Genomic DNA, 11,571 nt, shown 5'->3' with positions numbered 1-11,571 from the left:
ATGGTGCAGGGCTCGAGATTTGCCAGGTGCTGCATGAGCGTTACCCGATTGAATTTTTTTCGGTACAGCTCGTGACCACGATCATCCTGTGCATGTAGATGAAAGGTGTGTTTTCCCAGATCGATGGCGGCAATAGCTACTTTGCTCATGGCAATGATCTCCGATAAGCCCCCTGTGAAAGCTTAGTGGTCGATCACAGGGGGCGGCGGGGGTAGCCATTTCATTAGGGGAATGTGTTGTCAGTGAAAATGTGTTCCGACAGATAGCTCAGGGCTTGTTGGGAATCCCGTACTTGCGCAAGCGAATGGCAATCGCGCTATGGGAAGTCTGCAACCGCGCCGCCAGCAACCGGCTGGACGGATAGCTGCGATACAGCTGTTCCAGCAGGTTCTTCTCAAAGTCGCCAACCGCCTCTTCCAGGCTGCCGACTTCGCCGTCATTCTGCCGCTCCACTGCCGTGCGGGCGATGTCCAGGTCGTCGATGTCCACCAGCGGATTTTCGCAAATCGCCGCCGCGCGAAAGATCACGTTTTGCAATTGCCGCACGTTGCCCGGCCAGCGGTTGCCGAGCAGGGCGCTGAAGGTGCTCGGCGCCAGACGACACGCTGGTCGCTGGATCTGCGCGCAGGCCTGTTGCATGAAGTGATTGGCCATCAGCAGGATGTCGTGACCGCGCTCGCGCAGCGGTGGCACTTGCAGGTTGAGCACGTTGAGGCGGTAGAACAGGTCTTCGCGAAAACGCCCTTCGGCGACCATTTTCTCCAGGTCGCGGTGGGTCGCGCTGAGCACCCGCACATTGACCCGCACTTCCTTGTCGCCACCGACCCGACGGAAGCAGCCATCGCTCAGGAAACGCAGCAACTTGGCTTGCAGGTACGGCGACATTTCCCCCACTTCATCGAGGAACACCGTGCCTTGGTCGGCCAGTTCCAGCAGGCCGAGCTTGCCGCCCCGTTGCGCGCCGGTGAAGGCGCCGGGGGCGTAGCCGAACAGCTCGCTCTCGGCCAGGCTCTCCGGCAGCGCGGCGCAGTTCAGGGCCAAAAACGGCGCATCGTGCCGTGGGCTGATGGCATGACAGGCACGGGCCACCAATTCCTTGCCGGTGCCGGTTTCACCCTGGATCAGCAGCGGCGCATCGAGGGCCGCCACCCGTTGCGCACGGGCCTTGAGCGCGCGGATCGGTGGCGATTCGCCGAGCAGCGCATCGAAGCCTTCGGCATGGTCATGGTGCAGCGCCGACAGGCGTTCGCCAATGCGGTTCGGTTGATACAGGGTGAGCAGGGCGCCGGCGTCGGTGATCGGCATCGCGTCGAGCAGCAAGGTCTGGCCACCGAGGCTGACCTCGTGCATCGGCAGGCGGAAATGCTGAGCGATCAGGGTGCGCTGCAAATCGGCATCGTCGAACAGCGTGGTCAGCGATTCACCGGCCGGTTCGCGTCCGCACAGGGCGATCAGCGCCGGGTTGGCCAGCAACACGTGACCTCGGTCATCCACCGCCAGCACCGGGTCGGAACTGGCTGCCAGCAAGGCGTCCAGTTGCAGGCGCCGGCGTTGCCCCGGAAGGATGTCGACCATGGTCACCGCTTGCACACCACGCACGTCGAAAAGTGCCTCGCGCAGCTCCTCCAGCACCTCGGCGCCGAGGGTCGGCGCGTCAATGTAGACGTTCGGCGGCACCATCTCCACGGCGTCCAGGTTGAAACTGCGTCCACCGAGCAGGGCCAGCACTTCCTGGGTGATACCGACGCGGTCGATGAAGGTGACGTGGATGCGCATGACGGGCCTGCAAGATTGGCGAACCGAATCAGTATGCCCGGCAAAATTTGAATTTGGCGAGTGTCACATCACGGCTGGCCGGTTTTACGGGTGCTGGCGGCCAGGTCCTCGAGGAACGCCTGGAGGATCGGTGGCGGTGCCGTGCCGCGACGGGTGATCACGTCGAAAGGTGATTTCAAACGCAGACTCCCCGGGGCCAACTGGTGCATCTCGCCGCTCTTGACCCACTGGGTGGCGAAGTGCTCAGGCAGAAAACCCAGGTAGGCGCCGGAAATGATCAGGATCGCCGTGGCTTCGATGTTGTCCACGGTGGCGGCCGCCTTGCTGACGCCCAGGTGTTCGAGGTCGTATTGCTGCATGTAGCCGCGCACGACGATCCGCCCCGCAGCGACTTCTTCGAGCAGTTCCTCACCTTCGGCGTGGCTGCCGTACAACGGGTGACGCCGCCCGCAATACAAACCGAGCGCTTCCTGGTACAGCGGTGATTGCAGCAGCCCCGGCACATGGATCGGAAAGTGCCCGATGGCCAGGTGCAGGCGACCGTCGAGCACCCGCTCTTCAAGTTCTGCCGGGGTACCGACGTACACGTTCAGGTGCACGTCATGCCCACGGGAGACGAAGCGCTGGGTGGTGCGTGGAATCGGCGAGTCAGGATCGGTAATCGTGGTGTCGATGATCCCCAGGTTGAGCTTGCCGCTGATGTGCTGCTTGAGCACGTCGGCATCCATGCAGAAGTTTTCCACCGCCGACAACAGGCGCTGGGTGGCTTCATGAATCGCCACGCCTTGCTCGGTCAGGCGGAAGCCGCTGCGCCCGCGCTGGCACAGCTTTACCCCGAGACGGGTTTCCAGATGGGTCATCTGTTCGCTGATGGTCGACTGCCCGGCATTGAGCGCCGCCTGCGCGGCCGAGAAACCGCCGCAGCGGACGATCGTGGCAAACACCCTGAGCAGTTTCAGGTCGACATCGTGCAGCTGGATCATCTTGGACCTCCGGCCTGTGGATGCATCGGGAATGCCGATATGAGTATCTGATGTTTAGCATTTTTTCCACGAAAACCTGCGCCCATAGTCTTTCCAACGGCGGTCGCCTTGCAGTCCGTCAAGCCGATAACAAGAAGTGGAGAGGCTAGAAATGTCGAACAACGGTTATGAATCCGGTCGCCTGAACCTGCCATTCGTGGGTCATTGCACCTTTGGCAAATCCCCGGTGTGCACCGATTGGGATGCACTGGATGCCGACGTCGCGGTGCTCGGCGTGCCCAACGACATGGGCACCCAGTGGCGCTCCGGCGCACGCTTCGGACCACGCGGGATTCGCGAAGCATCGACGCTGTTTTCCTTCGGCCACGCCGGCGCCTACGACCACGAAGATGACGTGATGTACCTCACCGCGTCGGACGTGCGCATGGTTGACGTCGGTGATGCCGACATCGTCCACACCGACATGGCCACCAGCAACAAGAACACCGAATACGCCGTGCGCAAGATCCTCGATGCCGGCGTGATGCCGGTAGTACTCGGCGGCGACCACTCGGTGCATGCGCCAGTGATCAAGGCCTTCGAAGGCCGCGGCCCGATCCACATCATTCACTTCGATGCCCACCTGGATTTCGTCGACGAACGCCACGGCGTGCGCTACGGCCACGGCAACCCGCTGCGCCGCGCCTCGGAAATGAACCACATTGTCGGCATGACCCAAATGGGCATCCGCAACGTGTCGTCATCCAACCGTGACGACTACGAAGCGGCCCATGAAGCCGGCTCGAAAATCCTCTCGGTGCGTGACGTGCGTCGCCTTGGCGTCGAGGGAGTGCTGGCGCTGATCCCGGAGGACATCAACTACTACATCACCATCGACATCGACGGTTTCGACCCGTCCATCGCCCCCGGCACCGGCACCCCGAGCCACGGCGGCTTCCTCTACTACGAAGTGCTGGAAATCATCCAGGCCCTGGCCAAGCGCAGCAAAGGCAACATCGTCGGCATGGACCTGGTGGAAGTGGCACCGGTCTACGACCCGACCGGCATGACCTCGATCCTGGCCGCGCAACTGCTGCTCAACAGCATCGGTTTCATCTTCCACGAGCGTGGCAAGGTGCGGGCAGCCGCCGAGAGCGAAGCCGCATCAGCCTGATCATCGAAACCAGTGACCCGGCAGGCTCTGACTGCCGGGCAGAGAGAACAAAAATGGATACGATCGTCAAAAGTTACCTGCAGAAATTCGGCGTCAGCGAAGCCACCCAGACCTTCCTCAGCAAGGTCCAGAAAATGTTCATCGGCGGCGCCTGGGTCGAAGCCAGCGACGGCCAGACCTCCGATGTAATCGAACCTTCGACCGAAGGCCTGATCACCCGCATTCCCATGGGCACCACCGATGACCTGGACCGCGCCGTGCAAGCCGCCCGCGCCCAGTTCGACGGCGGCGCCTGGCGTCAGGCCAAACCGGCCGAGCGCGAGCGCATGATGCAACGCCTGGCCGACCTGATCGAGCAGAACGCCGCGGAGCTCGCGGAAATCGAATCCATCGACATGGGCAAATCGGTTGCCTTCGCCAAGGACGTGGACATCCAGGGCACCGTCGATACCCTGCGTTACTTCGCCGGTTGGGCCACAAAGCTGCATGGCCGTACCGTCGAACCTTCGCTACCGGGCAACTACCTGGCCTATACCCGCAAGGAAGCGGTCGGCGTAGTCGGCGCCATCGTGCCGTGGAACTTCCCGCTGCAAACCATGGCCTGGAAGCTCGGCGCGGCGCTGGCGACCGGTTGCACCGTGGTGGTCAAACCCGCCGAACTGACCTCGTTGTCAGCCCTGCGTTTCGCTGAGCTGGTGCAGGAAGCGGGCATTCCGGATGGCGTGATCAACATCGTCACCGGGCGCGGCAGCGTGGTCGGTGCGGCCATGGCCACTCACCCGGGCATCGACAAACTGACCTTCACCGGCTCGACCCCGGTCGGCCAGACTGTCGGTCGCGCAGCGCTGGATGACATGAAGCGCCTGACCCTCGAACTCGGTGGTAAATCACCGGTCATCGTCTGCGCCGATGCCGACATCCCGGCCGCCGCCCAAGCGGTCGCCAACGGCGTGTTTTTCAACTCCGGGCAGGTATGCGACGCCGGTACACGGGCCTATATTCATAGCAGTGTCTACGACGAATTCCTGCGTGAGCTGATCGCCTACACGCGCACCCTGAAAATGGCTCCGGGCCTGGATCCTGATTGCTTCATCGGCCCGCTGGTTTCGGCCCTGCAAAAGCAGCGCGTGACCGAGTACATCGAAACCGGCAAGGCCGAAGGCGCCGAACTGGTCTACGGCGGCCAACCGGTCGATGGCCCTGGCTTCTTCGTCGAGCCGACCATCTTCGCCAATTGCCGCAACGACATGCGCATTGTCCAGGAAGAAATCTTCGGCCCGGTGCTGGTCACCGCACCGTTCGACGACGAGGAAGAAGCGCTGGCCCTGGCCAACGATTCGCCCTTCGGCCTGGCGGCGGCACTGTATTCCAACGACCTGGGCAAGGTGCACAGCCTGATTCCACGCTTGAAAGCAGGCTCGGTCTACGTCAACGCCCACGGCACCCTCGATCCGTCGATGCCGTTCGGTGGCTACAAGCAGTCCGGGTTCGGCAAGGACCTGGGCGCCGAGCAACTCGATTACCTGCTCGAAACCAAGGCGGTGTGGATCACCTTACCAAGCTGACGCTTTCCCTTGTAGGAGCGAGCCTGCTCGCGATAGCGGTGTGTCAGTCGCGATGGCTGACACACCGCTATCGCGAGCAGGCTCGCTCCTACAGGTTTTGCGTTTTGATTCGTTCCAATAAGGCATCTGCAACAACGCCAGGTAGGCACGGGCAACACTGAACCTGTGGCCCGAAAGAACGCGGTTATCTCGTCATGATCTTCCAACAATAAGAGTCCATCATGAACACTAACGCCAAGTCCGCCACGAGCGTGTCCAGCCTCGACGAAAAATCCGTCGTCGAGGGGCATTCGATTGACTTCATCCCCGAGAACGAGCGCACCGACAAACTGTCGAGCCAGGGCCCGTTCTGGTTTCTCGGCAACTTCACTTTCTTCACCATGACCATCGGCTTCGTTGGCCCGAGCGTCGGCCTGACCGCGCTCTGGACCACGCTGGCCGGCACGCTGGGTATCATGTTCGGCACGCTGTTCATGGCGTTTCACGGCTCCCAGGGCCCGCACCTTGGCTTGCCGCAGATGATCCAGTCCCGCGCGCAGTTTGGCTATCGCGGGGTGATTTTGGTACTGCTCGCAACGCTGTTCGTGTTCGCCGGCTTCAACATCGTCAACCTGGTGCTGATGATGCAGGGGCTGCACACGCTATTCGGGTTCAACCCCGCGGTGATCGCGGTGGCGGTAACCATACCGGCGGCGGTGCTGGCGATCCTCGGCCATGACTGGATGCACCGCAGCTTCAAATGGGCGCTGTATCTGTCGCTGCCGCTGTATGGCCTGGTGACCGTGGCGGTGGTGATGGGCTGGGTGCCGGATGCAGTGCTGCCGGCACTCGCGGAGGGTGAAGTGGCCCGGGAGCCGCTGGGTTTCAACTGGACCGGTTTCATCGCGCAGTTTGCGGCGGCCGCCAGCTACAACATCGCCTATGCGCCTTATGTGTCGGACTATTCGCGCTACCTGCCGAAAAACACCTCCAGCGGCAAGCTGATCGCCGTGGTGTTCCTCGGGGCGTCGCTGTCCGGTGCGTGGATGATCTCCGTCGGCGGCTGGCTGGCCGATCACCTGCACTCCACTGACGTGCTGGTGGCCCTGGGGCAAGTCGGCAACACCGTGTCGCCGCTGGTGGGCACGGCGGTGGTGGTGGTCACCATTCTGGCGTTCCTGCCGGTGATCGCGATGAACATCTACAGCGCCAAGCTGACCACGCTGACCTGCGTCGATTCGATCAAGCACATTGAGCCAACACGCAAGGCACGCATCCTGGCCATCGGCTTCGTGATCCTGCTGCAACTGGGCGTGGCCCTGAGCATCCAGAGTTCCGGCAAAGGCCTGTCGGTGCTGGGGATCTACCTGGTGGTGATGCTGTACTTCCTGGTGCCCTGGACTTCGGTCAACCTCACCGACTACTTCTTCGTGCGCAAGGGCCGCTACGCCATCCCGCACTTCTTCATGCCCCACGGCAACATCTACGGCAGCTGGGGACTGCGCGGTATCGCCGCCTACGCCATCGGTTTTATCTCGATGATCCCGTTCTTCTACATCTTCGACGGCGTTGAACAACGCGAGGTTTATGTCGGCCCGCTCGCCAAGGCGCTGGGCAGCATCGACATCGCCTGGCTGGTCGGGCTGATCGTGTCGGGCCTGGCGTACTACTGGCTGAGCCGCTCGATCGATCTGAAACGTGAAGAAGCGGTGATCCAGCAGATTGAGAAAAACTCCCCGCAATACACCACCGGCGACACGCTGACCCACAAACAGCAGCCACCGCGGGTATTCACTGAATCGACGGTCGGGAGATAACTATGACCACGCAAAAAATGTCTACGCAAAAATACGACTACATCATCATTGGCGCAGGCTCGGCGGGTTGTGTGTTGGCCAACCGCCTGAGCGAAGACCCGGCCACCTCGGTGCTGGTCCTGGAATTCGGCGGCAGTGACAAGAGCGTAGTGATCCAGATGCCGAGCGCATTCTCGATCCCGATGAACACCAAGAAGTACAACTGGCGCTACGAAACCGAGCCGGAGACCCACCTCAACGGCCGACGCATTCACTGCCCACGGGGCAAGGTGCTGGGCGGCTCGTCGTCGATCAACGGCCTGGTGTACATCCGTGGTCACGCGCTGGACTTTGACGAGTGGGAATCCCTGGGTGCCGAAGGCTGGGGCTATCGCAACTGCCTGCCGTACTTCAAGCGTGCCGAGAGCTACGAGTCGGGCGGCGACAGCTATCGCGGGCAGACCGGGCCGCTGCATACCACCAACGGTAACCACATGAAAAACCCGCTGTACGGTGCCTGGGTCGAAGCCGGTGCGGAGGCGGGCTACATCAAGACCGAAGACTGCAACGGCTACATGCAGGAAGGTTTCGGCGCCATGCACATGACCGTGAAGAACGGCGTGCGCTGCTCCACGGCCAACGCCTATCTGCGCCCGGCCATGGGCCGTCCGAACCTGACGGTGATCACCCATGCGATGACCCGCCAGATCATCCTCGAAGGCAAGCGGGCGGTGGGGGTCATGTATGACCACGGTGGCCAGACCCACCAGGTGTATTGCAACCGCGAAGTGCTGATCTCGTCCGGGCCGATCGGYTCGCCGCACCTGCTGCAACGCTCGGGCATCGGCCCGGCGGACGTGCTGCGCAAGGCCGGGATCGGTGTGCGCCATGACTTGCCGGGCGTAGGGGAGAACCTGCAGGATCACGCCGAGGTGTACATCCAGTTCGGCTGCAAGGAACCGGTGACCCTCAACAACAAGATGGACCCGCTGAGCAAGCTGATGATCGGTCTGCGCTGGCTGCTGTTCAAGGACGGCCTGGGCGCCACCAACCACTTCGAGGCCGGTGGTTTCATCCGCTCCGAGAAGGGCCTGCGCTGGCCGGACATCCAGTTCCACTTCCTGCCGGCAGCGATGCGCTACGACGGCAACAAGCCGATCAAGGGCCACGGCTTCATGGTGCTGACCGGCCCGAACAAACCCAAAAGCCGTGGCTATGTGCGGGTGCGTTCGGCCGATCCGTACGAGCATCCGGAAATCCGCTTCAACTATCTGGAGCGGGAAGAGGACCGCGAAGGCTTCCGCCGCTGCATTCGCCTGACCCGCGAGATCATCGGCCAGAAAGCCATGGACCGCTTCCGCGATGGCGAAATCGCCCCGGGTGCGCAGGTGACCAGCGATGAAGACCTCGACGCCTTCGTGCGTGACAACCTGGAAAGCACCTACCATCCGTGCGGTTCGTGCCGCATGGGCGAGGACGACATGGCGGTGGTCGATTCCGAATTGCGCGTGCGCGGTATCGCCGGGCTGCGGGTGATCGATTCGTCGGTGTTCCCGACCGAGCCGAACGGCAACCTCAATGCGCCGACCATCATGCTCGCTGAACGGGCGTCCGATCTGGTGCGTGGCGTGAAGATGCTGCCGGCGTCGGATGTGCCAGTGGGGCTGGTCGAGGGCTGGGAGAGCAGCCAGCGTACTTCGCTGCCAGGTCGTAACGTGCGGGTCTGACCGCAACCCGCAATCCAATGTAGGAGCGAGCCTGCTCGCGATGAGGCCATCAGATTCAATAGCGATGTTGACTGACAGACCGCTATCGCGAGCAGGCTCACTCCTACAGGGGGGCAGCGGTGCCCCATAAAATTTTACGTCGCTGTTCAGCTGCCATTGCTAGTCTGTAATTCCTTGAGACCGTAATGGAGCACCCTCATGGCTATTCAGGCCCTGCGCGCCGACGCATCGCACATCGACCAGATCACCCCTTTGTTTGACGCCTACCGGATGTTCTACAAGCAGCCGTCGAACCTTTCGCAATCGCGCGCCTTCATCGCCGAGCGCATCGCCCGGGATGAGTCGGTGATTTTTCTCGCCCGGGACAGCGACGGTGAAAACCTCGGCTTCGTCCAGTTGTTCCCGACCTTTTCCTCGATCGACGCCCACCGCACCTGGCTGCTCGGTGATCTGTTCACCACGCCCGCTGCCCGGGGCAAAGGCGTCGGCACATTGCTGATGAACACCGCCCGGGATTTTGCGAAGCTGGCCGGCGGCAAAGGCATGACCCTGGAAACCGCCACCGACAACCTCACCGCCCAGCGCCTGTATGAATCCCAGGGCTGGGTGCGCGACCCCGGTTACTACACCTACTGCCTGGATCTGAAAAAAGACTGACTCAGCGATCCAGTCAGCCAAACACCGGCCGCATGAACGAACGCTCGTAGCTGAGGATGAATTTCTTCTCTTCGGCGTACTTGAACGCCGCGATGCACTCTGGATCGTTCATCGACTGCTGCCGGTAATGTTCGTACGCTGCCAGGCTGGGGAAGGTGAACAGCGCCAGGGCGATGTTGTTGGCGCCCTCCGAGGGCAAAAAGTAGCCGTGGTGCTGGCCGCCGAACTTTTCCACCAGGGGAATCCACAACTTGCCGTAGTGTTCGAACGCTTCGAGCTGGTAGGGATCGAGCACGTATTTGAGGTAGCAGGTCACCATTGTTTCGTTCCTTGATCAGGTTTTGAGGGCAGTCGCCACTGTAATCAACCGTGGGCGCCCGGCACAGCCGCTTGTTCGACATTGACCGGTAAGTTTGCGCCAGAGGCATGCGCTAGCGGCCCCGCACTATCGGTTCAGTCAATAGTCACCATCAAGAATCGCAAGTTCTGTTTTTTGCGCAAAGGCGGAAAATCGCCTGCATTGAACACGCTGCTCAAGGAACCCGCGCGATGAAAATCTTGACCCGACTGGCTGTGATTGCCCTGTTGCTGGGCAGCGTTGCATGCACCGCATCGGCCTACGCCGAGGACGCGCGCACCTGCCATCTGCCGCCCATCACTGGGAGCCAGGGCGGGTTGCAATACGGGCAGACGGTCGGAGTGCTTTACAGCGAAGACACCGTGGAAAACCTGCAATACCTTGAGCAATACCACTCGGTGGCGGTGAACGGCGCGAAGAACGCACTGGATGCGCGGATTCGCCAGGCGTTCGTCAACAGCTCCGATCCGGACCTGGCCATCGACTGGCTGATGAGTTCGCTGCACCACACCTTTCTGTCGGTGACCGTCTACGACAACCTCGATGCCCTGGTGCAGGCCCATCCCGATGTGGTGGTGATGCTCGATACCCACAACCAGTTGCTGACCCAGCGTAACGATCGGGTCGAGGCGCGTTTCGCCGCGCGGTTCTACGACGCCAACTTGCAGTACATCGGCAAGGCCGAAGGCGCGGTGGAAAAACAACTGCCGTCGGTGTGGGTGCATGACAAGGCCGCCCCCGAGATCGCCACGCAAATCGAACAGCAACGCGACCTGCAACTGACCGCGCTGAAACAGTTCGATGCGTCGTTGAAGGCGCTGGTATCAGCCGGATTAACCGCAGCAATCAATTAATTAGCTCGACGACCATTGAGCGGCGGGCAACCCAAATCACCGTTGATTTCTTTTCAGGACCTGATTCATGCGTACTTTTTTTGCCCCCACCCTGGCCTTCGCCCCGCTGCTGCTGGCCGGTTGTGCCACGCCGAACGATCCGACGCTGACCTTGCAGACCAGCAAGTCGCCCGAGGAGTACACCCATTGCGTGGTGCCGAAGTTGCAGCACGATGCGCTGGCGCCCACGGTGTCGCAGACCCAGCGCAGCTACCGGATCGTCGTATCGAGCAAAGTGGCGGCGGACAACGTGCTTGAAACCTACAAGGCCTCGAACGGCGGCAAGGTGTTCCTGTACGAACGCAAGTTGCTGGCGTCGGCGTTCGTGCCGTCGACGTTCGAGCGTGCGGCGCAGGAGTGTCTGTAAGCAGAATTTCAGGCAAAAAAAAGCCACCAGAATTGGCAGCAGAAAGTTAAAGCACGCATTGAATGACTTGAGTATGGCGCCCGGCTCATGACGATTCGATGACGGCTTGATGGCCGCTCGTCAGGACATCGCTAATCTTGCTGCAAGTGACTAATTGTGGCGAGGGGGCTTGCCCCCGTTTGAGTGCGCAGCACTCAAGTCATTCAATGCGTGCTTTAACTTTCTGCTGCCAATTCTGGTGGCTTTTTTTTGCCTGAAATTCTGCTTACAGACACTCCTGCGCCGCACGCTCGAACGCTGCGCCGCACGCTCGAACG

The 11,571-nt window shown here is 61.5% G+C and carries 10 protein-coding genes and 1 pseudogene; 7 read left to right on the top strand and 4 right to left on the bottom strand.

Annotated elements, in window-relative coordinates; genetic code table 11:
* The 3 genes and pseudogenes from AC1DRN_RS29535 to AC1DRN_RS29525 form a co-directional block, all read right to left on the bottom strand.
* Positions 1-149: pseudogene (locus AC1DRN_RS29535) on the bottom strand (IS110 family transposase); the annotation flags it as partial.
* A 118-nt stretch (positions 150-267) separates the two neighbouring features.
* Complete coding sequence (locus AC1DRN_RS29530; protein ID WP_223464001.1) at positions 268-1,776, bottom strand: sigma-54-dependent transcriptional regulator; 1,509 nt, start codon at positions 1,774-1,776, stop codon at positions 268-270.
* A gap of 68 nt (positions 1,777-1,844) precedes the next feature.
* Positions 1,845-2,759, bottom strand: coding sequence for a LysR family transcriptional regulator (locus AC1DRN_RS29525; RefSeq protein ID WP_223464002.1), 915 nt, complete (start codon positions 2,757-2,759; stop codon positions 1,845-1,847).
* A 151-nt stretch (positions 2,760-2,910) separates the two neighbouring features.
* On the opposite strand from AC1DRN_RS29525, the gene speB reads away from it, so the two are divergent.
* The 5 genes from speB (at position 2,911) to AC1DRN_RS29500 (ending at position 9,636) form a co-directional block, all read left to right on the top strand.
* The gene (gene speB, locus AC1DRN_RS29520; RefSeq protein ID WP_223464003.1) at positions 2,911-3,912 is read left to right on the top strand and encodes an agmatinase; all 1,002 of its coding nucleotides are present in this window, start codon (positions 2,911-2,913) and stop codon (positions 3,910-3,912) included.
* A gap of 53 nt (positions 3,913-3,965) precedes the next feature.
* On the top strand, positions 3,966-5,477 hold the full coding sequence (locus tag AC1DRN_RS29515) for an aldehyde dehydrogenase family protein (protein WP_223464004.1): 1,512 nt from the start codon (positions 3,966-3,968) through the stop codon (positions 5,475-5,477).
* Between the two features lie 221 nt (positions 5,478-5,698).
* A complete protein-coding gene (locus tag AC1DRN_RS29510) occupies positions 5,699-7,273 on the top strand; it encodes a purine-cytosine permease family protein (protein WP_223463637.1) in 1,575 nt (524 codons plus the stop codon).
* A 17-nt stretch (positions 7,274-7,290) separates the two neighbouring features.
* Positions 7,291-8,979: a choline dehydrogenase gene (betA, locus tag AC1DRN_RS29505; protein WP_223463663.1), complete on the top strand. Its 1,689-nt coding sequence runs from the start codon at positions 7,291-7,293 to the stop codon at positions 8,977-8,979.
* 198 nt (positions 8,980-9,177) lie between these two features.
* Complete coding sequence (locus AC1DRN_RS29500) at positions 9,178-9,636, top strand: GNAT family N-acetyltransferase (RefSeq protein ID WP_223463638.1); 459 nt, start codon at positions 9,178-9,180, stop codon at positions 9,634-9,636.
* Positions 9,637-9,649: 13 nt separating this feature from the next.
* On the opposite strand, the gene AC1DRN_RS29495 is transcribed toward AC1DRN_RS29500, so the two are convergent.
* Positions 9,650-9,955: an NIPSNAP family protein gene (locus AC1DRN_RS29495; RefSeq protein ID WP_056723739.1), complete on the bottom strand. Its 306-nt coding sequence runs from the start codon at positions 9,953-9,955 to the stop codon at positions 9,650-9,652.
* A 230-nt stretch (positions 9,956-10,185) separates the two neighbouring features.
* Between AC1DRN_RS29495 and AC1DRN_RS29490 the strand changes: the two genes are divergently transcribed.
* Together AC1DRN_RS29490 and AC1DRN_RS29485 are read left to right on the top strand one after the other, a co-directional pair.
* Positions 10,186-10,848, top strand: a complete 663-nt coding sequence (locus AC1DRN_RS29490) for an ATPase (protein WP_223463639.1) — start codon at positions 10,186-10,188, stop codon at positions 10,846-10,848.
* A gap of 67 nt (positions 10,849-10,915) precedes the next feature.
* On the top strand, positions 10,916-11,254 hold the full coding sequence (locus AC1DRN_RS29485; protein WP_223463640.1) for a hypothetical protein: 339 nt from the start codon (positions 10,916-10,918) through the stop codon (positions 11,252-11,254).
* Positions 11,255-11,571 lie beyond the last annotated feature (317 nt).

This window comes from Pseudomonas sp. P5_B3, from assembly GCF_056400405.1.
The sequence above is the reverse complement of the archived record's forward strand: the minus strand, read 5'-3'. Positions and strand labels throughout refer to the sequence as shown.